This is a genomic window from Caulobacter sp. P4_E5, assembly GCF_056401555.1.
Window position 1 is genome coordinate 1 of the sequence record NZ_JBFUJD010000020.1, and the last position, 21,186, is coordinate 21,186.

A 21,186-nucleotide genomic window follows, 5' to 3' on the forward strand; every position below is an offset into this window, starting at 1 on the left:
TTACTATTGGAATTAAGCCGCTGTTATTAGGCGGCGCCTATAGTGGCCTTCAACAGTGATGGTTGTGGAAAGGCGTAAAGCCATGTTGCAGCAGCAGCGCACGAACAGCCGGGGTGAGAAGTACGTGATCGGTCCGACCGGCGCGCCTCTAACTCTCTCCGATTTGCCGCCTCCGGAAACCCAGCGTTGGGTGATCCGGCGCAAGGCAGAGGTCGTCGCCGCCGTCCGCGGGGGTCTCCTCTCGCTCGACGAGGCGTGCGATCGCTACAAGCTGACCAACGAGGAATTCCTCGCCTGGCAGCAGTCGATCGACCGGCACGGCCTGGCGGGTCTGCGCACGACGCGGATTCAGCAGTACCGTTAAAGGTCGCGTTTTGAAGGGTGCGTTAATGTGACCGCCCCTCATCGCGCCTAAAAACCCCGCGGGCCTTGCGCCAAAAGGGGTTGAAGACGTTCAGCGGCCGCGCCCGAAAGGGCGCGGCCGCGACGTTTTGGCGCCATCGGAAGCCCCTCCGACGGCCAAATATAAACGCCTCGTTTACCTTGAACTGGGTAAATCCTGCCTACCGACGGACGGTTTTCGTTCGGACGTCGGGCGTCCCTCCGGGGGCGTTGAGCAGGGGATGGGGCTTCGTGGAAAGCTTTCTAGGTTCAATTCAGCGTTTCGGCGTCGGGCGCTTGGCCGCGATGCTCGGCGTCGGCGCCGGTGTCGTCGCCGTGCTGGTGGCGCTGGTCATGTTCATGGGCAGGGAGCCCAATGAGCTGCTCTATTCGAACCTGGACCTGAAGGAAGCCTCGGAAGTCACTGCGGCGCTCGACCAGGCCGGCATCAAGTACGAAGCCAAGGGCGACGGCTCGACGATCATGGTGGCGCGCGACAAGGTCGCCAGCGCCCGCCTGATGGTCGCCGGCAAGGGCCTCGTGAGCTCGGGCTCGATCGGCTACGAAATCTTCGACGGCAACAACGCGCTGGGTCAGACCGACTTCGTCCAGCAGCTGAACCGTCAACGCGCCCTGCAGGGCGAGCTGGAACGCACCATCAAGGCCATGCAGGGCGTCAACAGCGTCCGCGTCCACCTGGTGCTGCCCAAGCGCCAGCTGTTCGAGGAGGACGCCGAGCAGCCGTCGGCCGCCGTCACCATCGGCGTCGGGGCCCGCGAGCCGGCTACCGACATGGTCCGCGCCATCCAGAACCTGGTGTCCTCGTCGGTCCCGAACATGAAGGCCGAGAAGGTCGCGGTCATCGACCAGCACGGCAAGACCCTGTCGGCCCCCAGCGACGAGAGCCTGGCTGGCAAGGAAGCCGCCGACCGCCGCACCGAGGCCGAGGCCCGCATCGCCAAGACCGTCAAGGACATGATCGAAGGCGTCCTCGGTCCCGGCAAGGCGAGGGTCAACGTCACCGCCGACCTGGACCTGAACCGCGTCACCACCCAGGAAGAGCGCTTCGACCCCGACGGCCAGGTGATCCGTTCGGAAAGCACCAACGAAGCCGGCAACAGCGAGACCAAGAACGACGACACCTCGGGTGTCACCGCGGCGGCCAACGTGCCCGGCGGCCAGGGCGCCAACGGCTTCCAGCAGCTGGGCTCGCGCTCGAACCAGAACGAGAGCGTCACCAACTACGAGATCTCCAAGTCGGTGAAGACCACGATCCAGGAGCCGGGCACGATCAAGAAGGTCGCCGTGGCCGTCGCCATCGACGGGATCACCGCGCCCGCCGGCAAGGACGGCAAGCCGGGCGCCTATACCCCGCGCACCGCCGAGGAGATCGCGCAGATCGAGGAACTGGTGAAGACCGCCGTCGGCTTCGACGCCGCCCGCGGCGACCAGGTCAAGGTCACCAACATCAAGTTCCCGCAGCCCGAAGACCAAGGCCTGGAAAAGCAGGGCCTGCTGGCCGGCTTCGACAAGAACGACATCATGCGCTTCGCCGAACTGGGGATCCTGGGCGTCGTGGCCCTGCTGGTCATGCTGTTCGCGGTCCGCCCGTTCATCAAGAACCTGTCCGCCCCGGCCCCCGGCCAGATGGCCCTGGCCGGCCCCACGGGGCAGACGGTCACCCGCCTGGTCACCCTGTCGGACGGCACCCAGCAGCAGGTCGTGGTCGATCAGACCGGCGAGCCGATGGCGATCGCCGGCCCGATGGGCAGCGACATCGACCAGCGCATCGACATCGCCAAGATCGAGGGTCAGGTTAAGGCCTCGTCGATCAAGCGCGTCTCCGAGTTCGTCGAGAAGCATCCCGACGAGTCGGTCGCGATCCTCCGTAACTGGCTGCACGAGTCGAACTGATGGCCATGAAAGCCGCCGTCAACGACGTGAAGAACCTGTCGGGGCCCGAAAAGGCCGCGATTGTTCTGCTCGCCCTCGGCGAGGATCACACCAAGATCTGGGAAGCCCTGGACGACGAGGAGATCAAGGAAGTCTCCCAGGCCATGGCCGGCCTGGGCACGGTGTCCGCCTCCGTCGTGGAAGAGCTGCTGGTCGAGTTCGTCTCGGGCATGAGCTCGACGGGCGCGATCATGGGCTCGTACGAACAGACCCAGCGCCTGCTGGCGGCGTTCATGCCGCAGGAGAAGGTCGACGCCCTGATGGAAGAGATCCGCGGTCCGGCGGGTCGAACCATGTGGGACAAGCTCGGCAACGTGAACGAGGCCGTGCTCGCCAACTATCTGAAGAACGAATACCCGCAGACCGTCGCGGTGGTGCTGTCGAAGGTGAAGAGCGATCACGCCGCCCGCGTGCTGGCCTGCCTGCCGGAAGACTTCGCCCTGGAATGCGTCACCCGCATGCTGCGGATGGAGCCGGTGCAGCGCGAGATCCTCGACAAGATCGAGATGACCCTGCGCACCGAATTCATGTCGAACCTGGCGCGCACGTCCAAGCGCGACAGCCACGAGATGATGGCCGAGATCTTCAACAACTTCGACCGCCAAACCGAGGCCCGCTTCATCGCCGCGCTGGAAGAGCGCAATCGCGAGGCCGCCGAGCGGATCCGCGCCCTGATGTTCGTGTTCGAGGATCTGGCCAAGCTGGACCCGGGCGGCATCCAGACCCTGCTGCGCGGCACCAGCAAGGAACAGCTGGCCCTGGCCCTGAAGGGCGCCTCGGACAAGCTGCGCGACCTGTTCTTCTCGAACATGTCGGAACGCGCCGCCAAGATCATGCGCGAGGACATGGAAAGCATGGGCCCCGTGCGCCTGAAGGACGTCGACGCCGCCCAGGTGGGCATGGTGCAGGTCGCCAAGGATCTGGCCGCCAAGGGCGAGATCATGCTGGCCGGCTCCGGCGGCGACGACGAGCTGATCTACTGAGGCGGATGGCATGAACGACACCCCTCACCGCAGATTTGGCTTCGACACGGTCTTCGACGACCGCGGCGGTTCCTACACGCCGCCGAAGGTGAAGAAGAACTTCACCCTCGAGGAGGTCGAGGCGGCCAAGGCCCAGGCCTACCAGGACGGCGAGCGCTCGGCCGTGGCCCGCGCCGAGCAGGAGGCCGCCCAGGCCCTGGGCGAAGTCGCCCACGCCGTGCAGCAGGCGTTCGAGACCCTGACTCACGTCGCCCACGAACACCGCGAAGGCTCGGCCATGCTGGCCCTGGCCTGCGGCCGCAAGATCGCCGACGCGGCCCTGACCCATTTCCCCGAGGCCCCGGTCACGGCGGCCCTCGAGGCCCTGGCCCGCGAGGTCGAGGCCCAACCGCGCATCTTCGTCCGGGTCTCGCCCGAGCTGGAGGAGCGCACCCAGCAGGCGCTGGAGCACGTGGCGGTTCAGATCGGCTTCCAAGGCCAGATCGTCGCCCGCGCCGACGGCGCTATGGCCCCCGCGGCCTTCACTTTCGACTGGGGCGAGGGCCGCGCGGCCTTCGACCCGGAAGGCGCCGCTCAGCGCGTCGCCGAAGCGCTGGAAGCGGCGATCGCCGCCGAAGGCCTCCACGCCGAACCCCTGTTCACTTAGCAAGATTACCCAGCGAAGGCTGACTAAGATGGCCGAAGACAATCTCCCGCTCGACGAATTCGGAAGCGCCATGCTGGCCTCCGAACTGCCGGTCGAGCTCAGCGACAAGACCGCCTCTGACCTGGCCCCCGTCTTCGACGTGCCGGTCAACATCTCGGCGGTGCTGGGGCGCGCCCACATGTCGGTGGCGCAGCTGCTGCAGCTTTCGCAGGGGTCGATCCTGGAGCTGGACCGCAAGGTCGGCGAGGCCATCGACATCTACGTCAACAACCGCCTGGTCGCCCGGGGCGAGGTCGTCGTCGTCGACGAACGCCTGGGCGTGACCATGACGGAAATCATCAAGGACGGCGACCAGGGCTAAGCCCTGCCGTCCGTGAGGGAGAGTAGAACATGCGGCTTCTGGTCGTCGGAAAACTGAACGGGCAGCTCTCGGTCGCCGTGAAGATGGCGATGAATGCTGGGGCAAAGGTCTCGCACGTCGAAACGACGGAGCAGGCGACCAACGCGCTGCGCGCGGGGCAGGGCGCCGACCTCTTGATGGTCGACTACGCGCTGGACATCGCCGGCCTGATCGCGGCCAACGAGGCCGAGCGGATGCGGGTGCCGGTGGTGGCCTGCGGCGTCGACGCCGACCCGATGCGCGCGGCCGCCGCCATCAAGGCCGGGGCCAAGGAATTCATCCCGCTGCCGCCGGACGCCGAGCTGATCGCCGCCGTCCTGGCCGCCGTCACCGACGACGAAAAGCCGATGGTCGTCCGCGACCCGGCCATGGAGTCGGTGATCAAGCTGGCCGACCAGGTCGCCCCGTCCGACGCCTCGATCCTGATCACCGGCGAAAGCGGTTCGGGTAAGGAGGTCATGGCCCGCTACGTCCACGGCAAATCGCGCCGGGCCAAGGCGCCGTTCATCTCGGTCAACTGCGCCGCCATCCCCGAGAACCTGCTGGAAAGCGAGCTGTTCGGCCACGAGAAGGGCGCCTTCACCGGCGCCATGGCCCGCCGCATCGGCAAGTTCGAGGAAGCCGACGGCGGCACCCTGCTGCTGGACGAAATCAGCGAAATGGACGTCCGCCTGCAGGCCAAGCTGCTGCGCGCCATCCAGGAACGCGAGATCGACCGCGTCGGCGGCTCCAAGCCGGTCAAGGTCAACATCCGCATCCTGGCCACCAGCAACCGCGACCTCGCCCAGTCCGTGAAGGACGGCGTGTTCCGCGAAGACCTGCTCTACCGCCTGAACGTCGTGAACCTGCGCCTGCCGCCGCTGCGCGAGCGTCCGGGCGACGTGTTCAGCCTGTGCGAGTTCTTCGTCAAGAAGTACTCGGCCGCCAATGGCGTGGCGGAAAAGCCGATCTCGGCCGAGGCCAAGCGTCGCCTGATCGCCCACCGCTGGCCCGGCAACGTCCGCGAGCTGGAAAACGCCATGCACCGCGCGGTGCTGCTGTCGACCGGTCCGGAGATCGAGGAGTTCGCCATCCGCCTGCCCGACGGCCAGCAGCTGGCCCCCGCGCCGGCGCCGGACGTCGCGGTGGCCCGCGGCGCCCAGATGGCCGCCGACGCCGTCTCGCGCACCTTCGTCGGCTCGACCGTCGCCGAGGTCGAGCAGCAGCTGATCATCGACACCCTGGAGCACTGCCTGGGCAACCGCACCCACGCCGCCAACATCCTGGGCATCTCGATCCGCACGTTGCGCAACAAGCTGAAGGAATATTCGGACGCCGGCGTCCCGGTGCCGCCGCCGCAAGGGGGCATCGGCGCGGCCGCTTAAGGTCGGTCAACATGTCGCGGCGCCGCGACCATCCGTCCGGCGCCGAACATGGCTAATTTTGGTTAAGGAGATGGCGGCGGGCCGCAAATCGCTTCAAGCGCTGGTCTAGCTCCATCCACGGTTCAAGGTTCCGAATGGCCGACGCCGCCGCCCCGACCGCCAGATCCATGCCCAGCGCCAAGTCGCTGCTGGACGGATTCCTGCGCGGCGAAATGGGCCTGGCCCTGGGCGTGGTCGGCATCATCGTCCTGCTGATCCTGCCCGTCCCGCCGGTCCTGCTGGACCTGCTGCTGGCGATCTCGCTGACGGGGTCGGTGCTGATCCTGATGACGGCGGTGCTGATCAAGAAGCCGCTGGAATTCACCTCGTTCCCGACCGTCCTGCTGGTCGCGACCCTGTATCGCCTGGGCCTGAACGTCGCCTCGACCCGCCTGATCCTCGGCCACGGCCAGGAAGGCACCGGCGGGGCCGGCGCGGTCATCGAGGCCTTCGGTCACCTGATGATGCAGGGCAACTTCGTCATCGGGGTGATCATCTTCATCATCCTGGTGGTGGTGAACTTCATGGTCGTCACCAAGGGTTCGGGCCGGATCGCCGAAGTGGCGGCCCGCTTCACCCTGGACTCCATGCCCGGCAAGCAGATGGCGATCGACGCCGACCTGTCGACGGGCCTGATCGACCAGGAAAGCGCCAAGATCCGCCGCAAGGAGCTGGAGCAGGAAAGCACGTTCTTCGGGGCCATGGACGGCGCCAGCAAGTTCGTGAAGGGCGACGCGATCGCCGGCCTGATCATCACCGGCATCAACATCGTCGGCGGCATCATCATCGGTGTCGTGCAGCACAAGATCCCGATCGGCGAGGCCGCGTCCTCGTACACGATCATGACCATCGGCGACGGCCTGGTCAGCCAGATCCCGGCCCTGGTCATCTCGATCGCCGCCGGCATGGTCGTCTCCAAGGCCGGCGTCGAAGGCTCGGCCGACAAGGCCCTGGTCACCCAGCTGGCCATGAACCCGGCCGCCCTGGGCATGGTCTCGGCCTCGTCCGGCGTCATCGCCCTGATCCCGGGCATGCCGATCATCCCGTTCGCGGCCCTGTCGCTGGGCGCGGGGGCCCTGGCCTACAAGCGCATCCAGGACGCCAAGAAACCCAAGCCCATCGATCCGTCCCTGCTGGAATCGGCGGCCCCGGCCGAGGCCGAGGAAGAGCCGATCAGCGCCTCGCTGGCCATCGACGACGTCAAGATCGAGCTGGGCTACGGCCTGCTGACCCTGATCAACGACCTGGACGGCCGCAAGCTGACCGACCAGATCCGCGCCCTGCGCAAGACCCTGGCCGGTGAGTTCGGCTTCGTCATGCCGCCGGTGCGGATCCTCGACAACATGCGCCTGGCCAACCAGGGCTACGCCATCCGCATCAAGGAAATGGAAGCCGGGGCCGGCGAGGTGCGCCTGGGCTGCCTGATGGCCATGGACCCGCGCGGCGGCCAGGTCGAGCTGCCCGGCGAGCACGTGCGCGAGCCCGCCTTCGGCCTGCCGGCCACCTGGATCGCCGACGACCTGCGCGAGGAAGCCACCTTCCGCGGCTATACGGTCGTCGACCCGGCCACGGTGCTGACCACGCACCTGACCGAGATCCTCAAGGAGAACATGGCCGATCTGCTGTCGTACTCCGAGGTCCAGAAGCTCCTGAAGGAGCTGCCCGAGACGCAGCGCAAGCTGGTCGACGATCTGATCCCGGGCACCGCCACGGCCACCACGGTCCAGCGCGTGCTGCAGTCGCTGCTGCGCGAGCGGGTCTCGATCCGCGACCTGCCGCAGATCCTGGAAGGCATCGGCGAGGCCGCTCCGCACACCGCCTCGGTCACCCAGCTGGTCGAGCAGGTCCGCGCCCGCCTGGCCCGCCAGCTGTGCTGGGCCAACCGCGGCGACGACGGCGCCCTGCCGATCATCACCCTGTCGGCCGAATGGGAGCAGGCCTTCGCCGAAGCCCTGATCGGTCCCGGCGACGACAAGCAGCTGGCCCTGCCGCCCTCGCGCCTGCAGGACTTCATCCGCGGGGTCCGCGACGCCTTCGAGCGCGCCGCCTTGGCCGGCGAGGCCGCCGTGCTGCTGACCAGCCCCGGCGTGCGCCCCTATGTCCGCTCGATCATCGAGCGCTTCCGCGGCCAGACCGTGGTGATGAGCCAGAACGAGATCCACCCCCGCGCCCGTTTGAAGACGGTGGGAATGGTCTAAAGAGCGCGGCCCTAGAGGCGGCCGCAGCGATCGGGCCGACCGCCATTTTTGTCGTCGCCGTCACATAAAACCCGCGCCGATCGCGACATGCGTCGACTCTCCGACGGAACCGTCACGGCAAGGTCACGTTGTTTCCGCCGGGAGGGGCCCCGACGGAGAGTAACAGAGATGACCCATAAGCTTGCCCTGCTCGCCGCCGCCGCGTCCCTGACGTTTGCCGGCGCCGCCTTCGCACAGAGCACCAATTCGGCCGGCCACGCCTCGCCCAGCGCGGCGTCGGCTCCAGGCCAGACGATGGCGTCGGCTCCAGGCCAGACGATGACGGCGCCCGGTCTATCGACCGCTCCGGGCCAGTCGACGACCACGCCCGGCGCGACGCCCGCCGATCCGGCCACGCCGGCGAATCCTGGCGTGAGCCCGGCCCAGCCGGCGACCCCGGCCACGCCGCCCTCGGCCAGCACCGCCGATAGCGCCGCCACCCCCAGCTCGGCCAATGTCGCCAGCTTCAAGACGGGCTCGTCCGTGAAGGACGCCCAAGGCGTCGCCGTGGGCCAGATCACCGGCACCAGCACGGGCGCCGACGGCTCGACCAACGTCATCGTCACCAACGGCGGCGTGAAGTTCGCCCTGCCGGCCAACAGCCTCAGCGCTGGGGCGGACGGCAGCGTCTCGACCACGGCCACCAAGGCCCAGATCGACGCGACGGTCGCGGGCGCCAAGCCGCAACAATAAGGTCTACGCACAAGACGTTACGACCGCGAGCCCGCTCGGCATTGCCGAGCGGGCTCGTCACTGATAGCGATGGCCCCATAAGCGGGCGTTTTTCGCCGACTTGGGGTTCCGTATGCCTCCGGCCAATAAGACCAAGCGTGGGTCCAACTCACTGCTGTGGGATTTGCTGACGTTCGATCGCCTGGTCACCGGGCCGGTGATTCACTTCATCTATTGGGCAGGCCTTGGGGTCGTGGCCCTGTTCGGCTTTTCCGTGGTCGGCGCCGCCGTCGGCCTGGCCCTGAAGGAGCCCGGCGTCGGCTCGCTGCTGCTGGCCTTCCCGGTGCTGATCGCCGGCCTGCTGGTCGCCGGAGCGCTGGTGCTGCTGTGGCGCGCCTTCTGCGAGTTCTACGTCGCCATCTTCCGGATCAGCGAGGACCTGCGGGCCCTGCGCCAGACCAGCGACGCCGACCACGCCGTCTTCCGCGCCCGGCAGACGCCGCCGCCGCAAGGCCAACCGCCCCGGCAGCAGGTCTAGCTTTATTTCGCGAGCGTCTTGAGGCGCTCGCGCAGCGTCCCCACCGCTTCCAGCGGCATGTCGAGGGCGCAGAGCAGCTTTTCGGGAATCGTCACGGCCTGATCGCGCAAGGCTTGGCCCTTGTCGGTCAGGGCCACGATGACCCGCCGCTCGTCGTCCGGATCGCGGCGGCGCTCGACCAGGCCGCCAGCTTCCAGGCGCTTGAGCAGCGGGGTCAGGGTGCTGGAGTCGAGATCCAGGGCGTCGCCCAGGGCCCCGACGGTCCGGGGGCTGGCCTCCCACAGCACCAGCATGGCCAGGTACTGCGGATAGGTCAGGCCCAGGGCGTCCAGCATCGGCCGATACAGCCGCGTCATCCGATTGGCCGCGCCGTAGAGGGCGAAGCACAGCTGGTTGTCCAGGCGCAGGGCCTCGGGCGGACGATCGGACGACGCGGGTTTCTGGCTCATCGCACTACTGATTAGGCCGCCTTGACGGTGATGGCCACGTCGACATTGCCGCGCGTGGCGTTGGAATAGGGGCAGACCTGGTGGGCGGTGGCGACCAAGGCCTCGGCGTCGGCTTGCGACAGGCCCTGGGTCTCGACCTCCAGCGCGACTTCGAGCTTGAAGCCGACCTCCTGGGTGGCGAGGCCGACCTGGCCGGTCACGGTCGAGCCCGTCAGGGCGATCTTCTGGGTACGGGCGACGTGGGCCATGGCGCTCTGGAAACAGGCGGCGTAGCCGGCGGCGAACAGTTGCTCGGGATTGGTCCCGGTCTCCTTGCCGCCGAGCGCCTTGGGCATCGACAGCTGCACGTCCAGCAGGCCGTCCTCGCTGCGGGCGTGGCCGTCACGGCCGCCGACGACGGTGGCGCGGGTGGTGTAGAGGGTGGTCATCGGAGAGGTCCTTGGCTTGAATGATGTGAACGATTTAATCGCGCACGATTTAATATCAAGAGCGGCGGGGTGAAAAAGATCGCGCGCGATTGAGTTTTATGCTTCTCCCCCGCGATGCGGGGGAGGTGGCCCGGAGGGCCGGAGGGGGCAAGCTGGCCGCTGGCCGCGCTAGCCCCCTCAGTCGCTCCGCGACAGCTCCCCCGCTCGCGGGGGAGCATCTTAAAAGTTAAGCCGCCCAGGCCGCCGCGAAGCGCTTCAGCAGGGACCGCGCCGGGCTTTCGGCGCCGGCTTCGGCGGCTTCCAGGCGCAGGAACAGGTCGCCGGCCTTGTGGGCGGCGCGGGCCGGCAGGCCCTGGCCGGGCAGGCGGACCAGGCCGCGGGCGGCGGCCTTGGTCGAGATCCAGGCCGGGCGGGGGCCCAGCGGGGTGTCGGCGTCGACCCGGCCGCCCTCGGCCAGGACGCGCGGGTCGACCTTGCCGGTCAGCCAGATGTCGTCGCCGCGCACCAGGGCGCCGTCCTGCGACCGCAGGCGGACCTCGAACGTCACGCCCTCGACGCGGACCTTGTCGCCCTCGCGCAGGCCGGCCGGCAGCTTCAGCCGCAGGCGGCGGCCGTCGATGGCCAGGTCCTCGGCGCCGCCGGCCACGGCCGTGGCGATGTCGATCTCCAGGAAGACGCGGTCCACGACCGGGATGGCGTTGGTCACGGCCGGCGGGAAGGTCGTCGGCTGGAACGGGTGGTCCTGCAGCAGGCGATAGGCCGCCAACACGTCGCGGAACAGGGCCGCGTCGCCGGTCGGGCGGTCCGGGTGGGCCCGCTTGGCGGCTTCGCGATAGGCGGTGCGCAGCTCGCGCTCGTCCGCGTCCGGCGCCACGCCCAGCAGGGCGCGGGCGGCCGAAAGGGTCAGGGCGGAGGCGCGGGCAGTCATGCGGCGACCCTGGCGCGGGGATGGTCAACGGCGCGTTAAGTTAAGACTTTCGCGGATGTGGCCCCTCGCGCGCTGGCGGCCTATATCAGGCGCATGAGCGCCGACCCGACCCTGATCCCCGCCTCGCCCAGCGAGGACGACTATGTCCGCCAGGTGACCGAGGCGACGCCGCCGGCCCTGCTGTCGGAGGAGGATCCGTTCGCCCTGTTCGCCGAATGGCTGGAGGAGGCGGGCAAGAAAGAGCCCAGCGACCCCAACGCCATGGCCGTCTCGACCGTCGACGCCGACGGCATGCCGGACTCGCGGATGGTGCTGCTGAAGGGCTTCGATCCGCGCGGCTTCGTCTTCTACACCAATACCCACAGCGCCAAGGGCCGCGAGCTGGCGGGCCAGCCCAAGGCGGCGCTGCTGTTCCATTGGAAGTCGCTGCGCCGTCAGGTGCGGATTCGCGGCGTGGTCGAGCCGGTCACCCAGGCCGAGGCCGACGCCTATTTCGCCAGCCGCGCGCGGCACAGCCAGCTGGGGGCCTGGGCCAGCGACCAGTCGGCGCCGCTGCCCGACCGTCTGGCCCTGGAAAAGCGGGTCGCCGAGATGGGCCTGAAGTTTGGCCTGGGCAAGGTGCCGCGCCCGCCGCACTGGTCGGGCTATCGCGTTGCCCCGGTCAGCATCGAGTTCTGGCGCGACCGCCCGTTCCGCCTGCACGAGCGGCTGGTGTTCGATCGCGCAGGAAAGGGTACGGGCGGCGGCTGGACGACCAAGCGGCTGTTCCCGTGAGCGTGCGCTCAGGCGTAGGCGATCAGCCGGCCCAGGGCGCCGACCACCAGCCAAAGGGCCAGGGACGCGGCGGCCATCGCCCGCGCGGCCGGCGGCGGCTCGCCGCCCCAGCGGTCGAGGCGTCGGCCCCAGGCGCGTCGGAAAACCACGGCGTTGGTCACGGCCAGCGCGATTAGCGCCAGCTTCCAGCGGAACAGCGGCGAGGCCGCCAGCGCCTTGGCGTCGGCCGCGAACATCGTGAAGCCGCTGGGCAGCATCAGGATCAGCCCCGTCACCGCGAGCGGCGTCAGGGCCCGTGACAGCGGCGCGACCGGGATCATCCGGAACAGGCCCGCCACCCTCAGGTCGAGCACGCCGATGCCGCCGACCAGCAGCAACAGGCCCAGCAGGTGCGCCAGGTTGGCGGCCGGATAGGCATAGGCCGATCCTCGCGCCCAGGCGCCGAACGGCGAGGCCTGCAGCGCGGCGATGGCGTCGGCCAACGGCCCCAATCTAGCGCAGCTCGACGGTCTTGCCGTCGACCGTGACCCGCTCGATGCGCATCTCGGCCACGCCGTCCTTGCGCGGATAGCCTTCCAGGGTCACGGCCTTGCCGGGCGCGAGCATGGCCTGGGTGAGGCCGCGCGCCTCCATCCGCGCCACCGGGGCCAGGACCACGTCCCAGACCTTGCCCTGGTAGCGCACCTTGGCGCCGCCGTGGGGATTGCCCCACGAGACGTCGGTCACGGGCGCGGTGACCTTGATGACCTTCTCGGGGTCGTAGGAGCTCCAGCCGTGATGGGCCAGCGCCAAGCCGGGGGTAAGGCTGGAGAGGGCGATGGCGACGACGGCCGCCGCCATGGGCAAGGGCTTGAACATGGTCTCACCTCTGTCTGTCCCCGACGCCCCAGAGGGCCACGAAGGCGAGGCGAGCTCAAGGGGCCTCAGCGGACCGCCGCGCCTCCACACGGATTCGCGCCGGCCTTCGGCGCGGCGTGGAACTCGATCAGCATGCCCAGGTCGCCTTGCGTCGGGGCCAGGAACGCCTCGCCCGACAGGCCGGCATAGCGGGTCAGCTTGCGCTCGTAGCCGCGCTCGACCCAGCGCTGGGCGCGGCCGAGGTCGGCGGCGGCCAGGCTGACGCCCAGGATGCGCGGGCCCAGCGCCAGCGCATCCGCCGCCGCGCCCGGGCCGTCCGGGGCCAGGGTCACCAGGGCGGTCGGCCCGACCGGCACGCAGTAGCCCTTGGCGCCCAGCGCCGGCAGGCTGACCGGGACCGCGCCGCCGTGGCCCATGCGCTCCAGCGCCTTGCGGTCGGCCTCGGGATCGCTCGACACCAGCCAGATCGCCGACAGGGCGCGCGCGCTGTTGGGATGCTCGCGCGTCACCCTCCAGTCGTCCTTATTGGCCGGGTCGGCCTGGTCCGGCGCATAGGCGGGATTGTAGTCGATGTAGAAGGTGTTGCTGGACAGCGGAGCCTTGTCGAAGGCGAACAGGCGCCAGCCGGGCTTACTGCTGTCGGGGCCTGCGAACATCTGAGTGACCGGATAGCCCAGGCCCTTCAGCGAGGCCTGGACCGCGCCGACATTCGACGAGCGGAAGCCGAAGGTGCGCGCGCCGGGCTGTTCCTTCAGGGCGATCCGATCGTCCTTCATGCCCGGGTCGTAGTCGGGATTGGCGCTGGTGACGCCCAGCAGTTCGATGAAGCTGGTGTCGGAAAAGCGGATGTAGCGGTTGGCGACCCCGCCGGGATTGCGCCCGGCGCGCACCTGGAACCCCAGCTTCACGGCCATGATCGCGGTCGCCTCGTCGATGCCGCGCCCCCACAGCAGCACGTGGTCGAGCCGGGTCGTGGGTGCGACCGGCGCGGCGGTCGCCGGCGCCGCCGCCGACAGGGCCAGCATCAGGCCGATGGTCAGAAAGGATTTCACGCGAGGTCTCCCACGGCTAGATCGCCGCGCCGGCAAGCTAGGGCGTGGCGTGAACGCGGATCAATGACCTGGGAGGTCATTGGCGGTGTGCTGTGACGCTGAAGGAGCCGCGGGATCGAGTGCTGTTTCCCGACGACCCGCGCACCTACCGATAGTCTCCGTGTGGCGCCGAATAGCGGACAGGCGGACCGGCAGAGAAGGGTGGTTAGCAGACGTTTCGAACAGACCTCAGGGTTAGATTGCTGATACCCGTTCACTCGTGCATGTCCGCTGCGTGGGAGAGCGGCTTGAAAGAATGCGAAATATGATCAGCGGCTCAGGCGTCGGATCCGCTTTTTTGAAAACTCGGCGTTGGTTCTACAGGTTTCGTAGCGTCCGCCGCCGTCGCCCTTCGGACTTGCCCTCATGCAATCTTCGGAGTGGGCTATAGCTAAGCGGTAGTAGGGCTTGGCGTTGAGGTCGTTATTCTCGTTATAAATGCCGATCGTCATATAGATGTAGCCAAGCCGCCAGTTTGCACGAGCTCTAAGGTCGGGGTGATCCTTCTCGTTGAAAATCTCCAAGGCTGCGACTAGTCTTTTGGACGCTTCGATGAGATCGTCCAGGTGTCCGGTTTTAGCCAAAAGGCCGGCGAAGCCATTTTGTTCGTTGGCCCAGTCCAGCGGATAGGCTTGTCGGCTGATGATTGTCTCGGATTCGCGGATGGCATCGAGCGCGCTTTGAAGCGTCGCCGGATCTTCACTCGCTTTTTCGACTAGATCGTCGGCCAACGTCTTTTTGACCTTCGCCCAGCCAACTGGATCGTCAAGGCGAAGTCTATCCTGATCAATCGATCTTAGAAGGGTCAATCGCTCCTCAGTCGTTGGCTCGCCGTTCCATTGCGACCGGGTTTGGTAAGCGGCATGGAGGCTCATCGTGACATTGAACCAAGTCTTGCTTTCGGCTTCAGGGTCCAACCTATCGCGCGTGTCCTTCAAGATTTCGACCGCGCGTATGCGAGAGCCTTCCGCGTCCTTCCGTCCCGATCCCACCATTCGCAAGGCATCGCCGAGGCTTTGCCGGGTCTCCAGCCAATACAGGCGTTGGGAAGGGCTGATATAGGTCAGAGCGCCTTCGAGGGCAGTGACGGCATTGGCGGCATTGGTTTGATCTGCGCCGCCATCCATCCAGGCGAGGATCATGTAGATCGAAGCCAACTTAATCTCTGCTCGCACCCACTGTTCCTGATCCCCCGTCTCAATCGGGGCAAATTGTGAGCGGCGATAATATTTCAACGCCTCAGTCGCGTACTGGCCCGGATAGCGGAAAGCGAGGCCCTTATAGGCGTCGCCGATCTGCAGGTCTGTCTCGCGCCGTTGATAAATGGACGCATCCGGCGAACCTTCAACGCTCCGCAATATCTCTAGCGCTTCGGCGTAGGCGTCGAACCCACCCTTGGCTTGCGCGTAGCGATTGAGCTGCTGGCCCTGAGCTAGGGCATAGTAAATTTTATACGCCTTGGACGGCGCGCGGGCGGCGGCGACACCGTAAAAATGCGCGGCCTGCTGAAAATCACCCTCGGCGCTGGTTAACTGCGCCTGCAAGCTGGCTGACAAGGCCGCCTTGTTCAGCGCATCCACGGCGCGCGTGTCAGAGATCTCAAAGGCGCGTGCGAGTGTCGATTTGGCTTTAGGCAGGTCGCCCGCCAACGCCGCTGCCTCTGCAGCCTTCCAAAGTTCAGCGACATCCGCGCTGACTTCGGCCTTTGACCGGTCCAACTCGAGACGAAACGCTTTCAGCTCTTTGAGGCTGTCGTCGAGCGCGCCCAGAATGCGCGCGACGTCCGGGCGCCCGTTGGCGCGAAAGGTGACGCCGAGGGTGGCGGCGATGGCGAGCAGGGCCTGCCGGTACTGGCGGTCCGATTGCGTCAGCCGGTCAATTTTGACAACAAAGCTGTCCCAGTCAGCCACCGTTATGCCGGCGCTGATGACGTCCCGGGGCGCCTCTTGAGACTGGGCAGGCGAATGGACAAGCGCTGCTAGCAGCGCCATCGCGACAGCGCGGGAGGCTAGCCGCATCGCACCAGTTCCGTGGCGGTTCCCGTACTGCTGGTGATGGTCATTCGATAGGGCTCTGGCCGAAACTCCCAGCGAGACCCGGCCTTCTCCTTCGGCGTGAGTGTCTGGGAGACCACGACGCCTTTGGACACGTACACAACACGTCCTTCGGAGGTTGCGGACTCATCGACGGCGGTAAGGGCCGTTGAGCCGTCGCCCTGGGCTTTGACGACGTAGTTGAAGGCGTGCTTGCAGCCCGGCGGGCCCCATCTCCCAGCGATGCTATTGATGAGCACCGCCTCATTGACCTTTCGGTCGTCCAAAGGCGGGGCTTGCGGCGGGGTGGTTAGCCGATGACGGATGCAGAAATCCTGCAGCAGATCCGGGGCGCAGACGGTCTCTCGAAGACCCCCGACGTCAGCGACGAATCCCACGCCCGTTATCAATACCGATAAAGCGCCCCCAACAGCGGCCCAGCGGCCGCCCGACGTCCCCATGCCCAAAGCGTTCCCCCGAATGCTTACGTGATTGGTGTCTCACGCAACACAATCTGAAGGCGCGACGGTTTTCAATGCAATTTTACCAATCCGATTGGTCGACGGTTTTCTCGCTCGCAGGGCTAGCGTCGATGAGGGCGCTAAAACCTCATCGGATGTGGCCCCGCGCACGACCTAATTTGAAGGAGCCCAGGTTCGTGTCTGCAGGCAGACGAGACTTTGGCGGCCGTTTGGCATCTGACCAGCCGCTACCGCCTTGGAGAGATGGGTCCGGTATATCTGCTCAGCGGCCTACCTGAAGGTCCGACTTGGGTCGTTGGGCGACTTTGACCCTGTCCCTAATCCGACCTCCCCGGCGAAAGCCGGGGTCCAGATCGAACCCACTGTCGCCTACGCCCCGGGTCGGCTTTCGATCGCGAACACCCAGACCGCTCAGGCTGAATCTGGGCCCCGGCTTTCGCCGGGGAGGTCGGAGGAAGAGTGCTGGGGCGAACCGCGCGAACGTTCGCGAATAGGCCCGCTCGCGGATCGGACGTCGATCTCACCGCGCCCCGTAGCGCGCCAGGAAGGTCTCCACCGCGTCCTCGGCGATGGCCCTTATCGGCCGCCTGGGTTGGACGTCGTCACCGGCCGCCAGGCCCAGGACCAGGGTCACGTGGTCCAGCATGCCCAACAACTGGCCGGCGGCCCACGAGGGTTTCTCGACCTTGAGCTCGCCGGTCTTGACCAGGTCGTTGATCACCGAGATCGCTGCGCCCCCAAGCTCGTCACGGGCGCTCTGCAGGAAGTATTCGGCGACGTCCTCGAAGCGGCGGCGCTCGGCCGTGACCATGCGGAACATGGCCCGGGTGTCGGGACGCGAGAAGAAGGTGGCGTAGGCCACGGCCAGGGCGGTCAGCCGCGTACGGGCGTCGCCCTTGGTCCGCACGGCCTCGCGCACCGGGGCGGCGATGCCGCTGACCGTCTCCAGCACGATGGCCTTGAACAGGTCGGCCTTGCTGGGGAAGTAGGCGTACAGCGTCGCCGTCGAGACCCCGGCCGCGCGCGCCACAACCTCCATGCCGGCGTCGGCGTAGCCTTGTCGCAAGAACAGGTTCCTGGCCGAGCCGAGGATTTCCTCGCGCTTGTGCCCCGATCGCTTCAGACCTGCGCCGACAAGCATGTGAGACTCGCACTGTTAGGCTTCGATGCAATCTAGCCGCGAAAATGGACCCTAAGCAAGGGTTGCGCGAGAGGACTCGTCTGCTGGTTTCGGCTATGCAGCCCCGGCGCCGATTTTCGCGCGGGCACTGATGGGATCGAAGGCGTGATCAAGGACGCGGAAGCCGCGCGCGAGCAGGAAGTGGCCGCCTGGTTCGAAGGCCGGGCCGAGAGCACGATCGAGACCTCGTGCGCCCGGGTCTTCCTGATCGGCGGCTCGGCCTTCAAGGTGAAGCGGCCGGTCGACTTCGGCTTTCTGGACTATTCGACCCTGGAGCTGCGCCGCTGGGCGCTGGAGCGCGAGCTGACCTTCAATCGCGCCGCCGCCCCGGACATCTATCGCGAGGTGCGCTGCCTGACGCGCGCGACCGACGGCGGCCTGGAGCTCGAGGGTTCGGGCGAGATCGTCGAGTACCTGCTGGAGATGCGCCGCTTCGACCAGAACGGGGTGCTGGCCACCCAGCCCTGGGCGATCGACGACGCGCTGGAGGATTCGCTGGGCCGCACGGTGGCCCGCTTCCACGCCGGCGCGGCCCTGCGCCCGCAGGGCGGCGGGGTCTCGGCCCTGGGCTACACGATCCGCTCAAACGCCAACTTGCTGCGCGGCCTGTCGGGACGGCTGGGCAAGCAGGCGGTCGAACGCCTGGTGCACGAGACCGACATCGCCCTGGAACGCCTGGGCCCCCTGCTGGACGGCCGCGCCAAGGACGGCTTCGCCCGCCACTGCCACGGCGACCTGCACCTCGGAAACATCCTGATCGAGAACGGTCAGCCGATCCTGTTCGACTGCATCGAGTTCAACGACACCCTGTCGGACATCGACGTGCAGTACGACCTGGCCTTCCTGCTGATGGACCTGGACTTCCGCCGTCGCCGCGACGCGGCCGGCCGGGTGCTGAACGCCTATCTGGACGAGGCCGCCCGCACGTTCGGCGAAGGGCTGTGGACCGGCCTGGCCGCCCTGCCGCTGATGCTCAGCGTCCGCGCCGCCGTGCGCACCCACGTCTGGGCCTATACCGGCGACGACGAGGCCGCGCGGGCCTATCTTGCCACCGCCCTGGAGCACCTGGCGCCGCGCCCGGTCAGCCTGGTGGCGGCCGGCGGCCTGTCGGGCTCGGGCAAGTCGACCTTCTCGCGGGTCTGCGCCCCCGGTCTGGGCTCGGCCCCCGGCGCGGTGGTCCTGCGCACCGACGAGATCCGCAAGCGCCTGTGGGGCGTCCCCTCGCTGCAGCGCCTGCCGCGCGAGGCCTATACGCCGGAGATGAGCACGCGGGTCTACGACCAGCTGTTCGGCGACGCGACCTTGTGCCTGAAGGCCGGCCGCTCGGTGGTGCTGGACGCGGTGTTCCTCAAGCCCGAGGAGCGCGCCCGGGCCGAGGCGCTGGCGGGCAGTGTCGACGTCGCCTTCCAGGGCGTCTGGCTGGAGGCCCCGCCCGAGGTGCTGCGCGCCCGCGTCGCCGCCCGCGTCAACGACGCCTCGGACGCCGACGTGGCGGTGCTGGAAAGCCAACTGGCCCGCGACACCGGCGAGATCGCCTGGCGCAAGGTCGACACGGTCAGCGCGTTCGAGGACGAGGCCCGGGCCCTGGCGGACGCGATGGGGTAGGGACTGTAAGCGCCCCCTCCGTCACGATGCGTATCCGCATCGCGCCACCTCCCCCGTTTCACGGGTGAGGAGGAAACCCACCTCCCCTGCGTAGCGGGGGAGGAGGCGCGGCGCCGATAGGCGACGTGACGGAGGGGGCGCTCTACGGTCTCAAGCCGCCTGCAGCCCCTCGTCGGGGGGCTCGGGGTTCACCGCGCGGATGATGGCGGTGATCAGGTCGATCGGCTTGACCGGCTTGCCCAGGTGGTCGTCGAAGCCCAGGCCCAGGAACCGCTCGCGGTCGCCGGCCATGGCCGAGGCGGTCAGGGCGATGACCGGCAGGCCCGGATCGCCGGCCCGGCCGGCGCGGATGGCCGCCAGGGCGGTGATGCCGTCCATTACCGGCATGTTGATGTCCATCAGCACGCAGTCGTAGTGCTCCTGCGACATCGCCTCGAGCGCCTCCTGGCCGTTCTCGACCACGGTCAGGGCCACGCCGGCCGGCTCCAGCATGGTGCGCACCACCAGTTGGTTGACGGCGTTGTCCTCGGCCATCAGCACATGGATCTGGCCAAGCGCCTCGTCGTCGACCTCTGGTTCGGGCTTGGTCGGCGCCAGCGCCAACGGCGCGCGGATGCTCAGCACGAAACAGGCGCCGACAGCGCTGGGCGCCAGCACCAGGTCGCCGCCCAGCTGGCGGGCCACGGCGCGCGAGATGGCCAGGCCCAGCCCGGCGCCGCCATAGCCGCGCGAGATGGTCTCGTCGGCCTGGGTGAAGCTGTCGAACACCCGGTCGGCCGCCTCGGCCGGCACGCCGGGACCGGTGTCGGACACGGCGAAGCGGATCAAGCGCTCGCCGTCCGCCGGCTCCGCGGCGACCGAGACGCTCACCTCGCCCCGCGCCGTGAACTTGACCGCGTTGGAGACGAGGTTGGTCAGCACCTGGCGGATACGCAGCGGGTCGGCCGCGATACAGGCGGGGACCTCGTCGTCGAAGCGGACGACCAGCGACAGGCCCTTGGCCTGGGCCGCGGCGCGCCAGGCGTCGACCACGTCGGCGACGACGTCGCGCGGATCGACCGGCTCCGGCGTCAGCTCGACCTTGCCGGCCTCGACCCGCGACAGGTCCAGCACGTCGTTGAGCAGCCGCATCAGGCTGTCGCCCGACTTGATCATCAGCTCCACCTGCTGGCGCTGTCCCGGCGCGAGGTCGGAACGCTCGAGCGCGTGGGCCATGCCCAGCAGGCCGTTCATTGGCGTGCGCAGTTCGTGACCGGCGACGGCGACGAAGGTCGACTTGGCGCGGGCGGCGGCCAGGGCGCGTTCGCGTTCCTCGCGCAGGCCCCGGGTCAGCTCGTCCATGCGCTGGGCCGCGGCGCGGTTGCGCAAGGCCACGTTGACGGTGACGCCGATCAGCAGCACCAGCGACCAGCGGGTGGCCTGGGTCACGGGGTCGGAACCCGCCAGGAAGAAGAAGGGAAAGATGATCAGGCACAGCACCGGGGCCATGCCGCTGATGATCAGCAGGGCCAGGGGCTGGTGGCGATATTGCTGGGTGAAGACCAGCTGGCCGCACCAGATGGCGACGGCCGCGATCTTCAGCTTGTCCGACCCTTGGGTCCACAGCAGCGCCGCCAGCACCGCCCAGCTGCCGTTGACGGGGATGGCGGCCAGCATGAACGCCGCCCGCTCGTGATGCTTGCCCGGACGGCCGCGCCCGAAGGTCCGCGTCGCCAGGAACGCCAGGCCCTCGGCGGTGAGAAAGCTGGCCAGCCAGGCGAGGGCGATCGCATAGCCCAGCCCCAGGCCGACCACCGCGGCGCCCAGGCAGCCGGAGATGATGCGCGAGGGCCCCAGCCGCCGGATGTCGGCCGCGACCTCGTCCAGCCGCTCGTCGGCCAGTGTCTCCGCCAGCCAGCTCAAGAAGCGCTCTCCCAGCGAGCGAACCGCGTTCGCCCAGACGATGACTATCCCGCGATCGCAACCAAGAGTCTCTGAAGGCGACCTGCGACCGATTAACGCGGATCGTCGGCTAGTCGACCAACGTGTTCGCGCCCTCTCTAGTTCGCGCCTGGAGGGCTGCGCGTTGCGTGCGGCGCCGCGCACCGGTAGCCTTGCCTGAACAACGATAAGCGAAAACGACAAGCCACCGGGAGAGCGTGTTCG

20 protein-coding genes and 1 pseudogene are annotated in these 21,186 nt (G+C 68.0%); 12 read left to right on the forward strand and 9 right to left on the reverse strand.

Annotated elements, in window-relative coordinates:
• The first annotated feature begins 82 nt into the window (after positions 1 to 82).
• The 9 genes from sciP to AC1DSO_RS08755 all read left to right on the forward strand — a co-directional run bounded on the left by sciP (position 83) and on the right by AC1DSO_RS08755 (position 9,213).
• Positions 83 to 364: a CtrA inhibitor SciP gene (sciP, locus tag AC1DSO_RS08715; RefSeq protein ID WP_047410412.1), complete on the forward strand. Its 282-nt coding sequence runs from the start codon at positions 83 to 85 to the stop codon at positions 362 to 364.
• 269 nt (positions 365 to 633) lie between these two features.
• Positions 634 to 2,295, forward strand: coding sequence for a flagellar basal-body MS-ring/collar protein FliF (gene fliF / locus AC1DSO_RS08720; RefSeq protein WP_477068454.1), 1,662 nt, complete (start codon positions 634 to 636; stop codon positions 2,293 to 2,295).
• The gene (fliG, locus tag AC1DSO_RS08725; protein WP_477068455.1) at positions 2,295 to 3,317 is read left to right on the forward strand and encodes a flagellar motor switch protein FliG; all 1,023 of its coding nucleotides are present in this window, start codon (positions 2,295 to 2,297) and stop codon (positions 3,315 to 3,317) included. Before fliF ends, fliG begins: the two co-directional genes overlap by 1 nt.
• Positions 3,318 to 3,327: 10 nt before the next feature.
• Positions 3,328 to 3,963, forward strand: coding sequence for a FliH/SctL family protein (locus tag AC1DSO_RS08730; RefSeq protein ID WP_477068456.1), 636 nt, complete (start codon positions 3,328 to 3,330; stop codon positions 3,961 to 3,963).
• A gap of 28 nt (positions 3,964 to 3,991) precedes the next feature.
• Positions 3,992 to 4,324, forward strand: coding sequence for a flagellar motor switch protein FliN (fliN, locus tag AC1DSO_RS08735; RefSeq protein WP_477068457.1), 333 nt, complete (start codon positions 3,992 to 3,994; stop codon positions 4,322 to 4,324).
• Between the two features lie 29 nt (positions 4,325 to 4,353).
• Positions 4,354 to 5,727 (forward strand): sigma-54-dependent transcriptional regulator FlbD, encoded by a 1,374-nt coding sequence (flbD, locus tag AC1DSO_RS08740; RefSeq protein ID WP_477068458.1) that lies wholly within the window; start codon positions 4,354 to 4,356, stop codon positions 5,725 to 5,727.
• A 134-nt stretch (positions 5,728 to 5,861) separates the two neighbouring features.
• A complete protein-coding gene (flhA, locus tag AC1DSO_RS08745; RefSeq protein ID WP_477068459.1) occupies positions 5,862 to 7,964 on the forward strand; it encodes a flagellar biosynthesis protein FlhA in 2,103 nt (700 codons plus the stop codon).
• A gap of 168 nt (positions 7,965 to 8,132) precedes the next feature.
• Positions 8,133 to 8,696 carry a hypothetical protein gene (locus tag AC1DSO_RS08750; protein ID WP_477068460.1) on the forward strand — a complete coding sequence of 188 codons (564 nt, stop codon included), beginning with the start codon at positions 8,133 to 8,135 and terminating at the stop codon, positions 8,694 to 8,696.
• Positions 8,697 to 8,796: 100 nt separating this feature from the next.
• Positions 8,797 to 9,213 (forward strand): DUF4282 domain-containing protein, encoded by a 417-nt coding sequence (locus AC1DSO_RS08755; RefSeq protein WP_162247195.1) that lies wholly within the window; start codon positions 8,797 to 8,799, stop codon positions 9,211 to 9,213.
• 2 nt (positions 9,214 to 9,215) lie between these two features.
• Here AC1DSO_RS08755 and AC1DSO_RS08760 read toward each other — a convergent pair whose 3' ends face one another.
• The 3 genes from AC1DSO_RS08760 to AC1DSO_RS08770 form a co-directional block, all read right to left on the reverse strand.
• Positions 9,216 to 9,662, reverse strand: coding sequence for a MarR family winged helix-turn-helix transcriptional regulator (locus AC1DSO_RS08760; RefSeq protein ID WP_477068461.1), 447 nt, complete (start codon positions 9,660 to 9,662; stop codon positions 9,216 to 9,218).
• Between the two features lie 11 nt (positions 9,663 to 9,673).
• Positions 9,674 to 10,090 carry an organic hydroperoxide resistance protein gene (locus tag AC1DSO_RS08765; RefSeq protein WP_047410442.1) on the reverse strand — a complete coding sequence of 139 codons (417 nt, stop codon included), beginning with the start codon at positions 10,088 to 10,090 and terminating at the stop codon, positions 9,674 to 9,676.
• A gap of 226 nt (positions 10,091 to 10,316) precedes the next feature.
• Positions 10,317 to 11,018: a DnaJ domain-containing protein gene (locus AC1DSO_RS08770; protein ID WP_477068462.1), complete on the reverse strand. Its 702-nt coding sequence runs from the start codon at positions 11,016 to 11,018 to the stop codon at positions 10,317 to 10,319.
• A 93-nt stretch (positions 11,019 to 11,111) separates the two neighbouring features.
• Between AC1DSO_RS08770 and pdxH the strand changes: the two genes are divergently transcribed.
• Positions 11,112 to 11,792 carry a pyridoxamine 5'-phosphate oxidase gene (gene pdxH, locus AC1DSO_RS08775; RefSeq protein ID WP_477068463.1) on the forward strand — a complete coding sequence of 227 codons (681 nt, stop codon included), beginning with the start codon at positions 11,112 to 11,114 and terminating at the stop codon, positions 11,790 to 11,792.
• Positions 11,793 to 11,800: 8 nt separating this feature from the next.
• On the opposite strand, the gene AC1DSO_RS08780 is transcribed toward pdxH, so the two are convergent.
• From AC1DSO_RS08780 to AC1DSO_RS08800, 5 genes are all read right to left on the reverse strand, one after another.
• Positions 11,801 to 12,274, reverse strand: coding sequence for a hypothetical protein (locus AC1DSO_RS08780; protein WP_477068464.1), 474 nt, complete (start codon positions 12,272 to 12,274; stop codon positions 11,801 to 11,803).
• Between the two features lie 10 nt (positions 12,275 to 12,284).
• Positions 12,285 to 12,650, reverse strand: coding sequence for a DUF6152 family protein (locus AC1DSO_RS08785; protein WP_477068465.1), 366 nt, complete (start codon positions 12,648 to 12,650; stop codon positions 12,285 to 12,287).
• Between the two features lie 65 nt (positions 12,651 to 12,715).
• Positions 12,716 to 13,702 (reverse strand): VOC family protein, encoded by a 987-nt coding sequence (locus AC1DSO_RS08790; RefSeq protein ID WP_477068466.1) that lies wholly within the window; start codon positions 13,700 to 13,702, stop codon positions 12,716 to 12,718.
• A gap of 308 nt (positions 13,703 to 14,010) precedes the next feature.
• Positions 14,011 to 15,732 carry a hypothetical protein gene (locus AC1DSO_RS08795; protein ID WP_477068467.1) on the reverse strand — a complete coding sequence of 574 codons (1,722 nt, stop codon included), beginning with the start codon at positions 15,730 to 15,732 and terminating at the stop codon, positions 14,011 to 14,013.
• Between the two features lie 1,044 nt (positions 15,733 to 16,776).
• Positions 16,777 to 17,397, reverse strand: a complete 621-nt coding sequence (locus tag AC1DSO_RS08800; RefSeq protein ID WP_477068468.1) for a TetR/AcrR family transcriptional regulator — start codon at positions 17,395 to 17,397, stop codon at positions 16,777 to 16,779.
• Positions 17,398 to 17,541: 144 nt separating this feature from the next.
• On the opposite strand from AC1DSO_RS08800, the gene AC1DSO_RS08805 reads away from it, so the two are divergent.
• Together AC1DSO_RS08805 and AC1DSO_RS08810 are read left to right on the forward strand one after the other, a co-directional pair.
• The gene (locus tag AC1DSO_RS08805) at positions 17,542 to 19,041 is read left to right on the forward strand and encodes a bifunctional aminoglycoside phosphotransferase/ATP-binding protein (protein ID WP_477068469.1); all 1,500 of its coding nucleotides are present in this window, start codon (positions 17,542 to 17,544) and stop codon (positions 19,039 to 19,041) included.
• 7 nt (positions 19,042 to 19,048) lie between these two features.
• A pseudogene (locus AC1DSO_RS08810) lies at positions 19,049 to 19,132 on the forward strand (hypothetical protein); the annotation flags it as partial.
• A gap of 59 nt (positions 19,133 to 19,191) precedes the next feature.
• Here AC1DSO_RS08810 and AC1DSO_RS08815 read toward each other — a convergent pair.
• On the reverse strand, positions 19,192 to 20,943 hold the full coding sequence (locus AC1DSO_RS08815) for a response regulator (RefSeq protein WP_477068470.1): 1,752 nt from the start codon (positions 20,941 to 20,943) through the stop codon (positions 19,192 to 19,194).
• Positions 20,944 to 21,186: the final 243 nt, after the last annotated feature.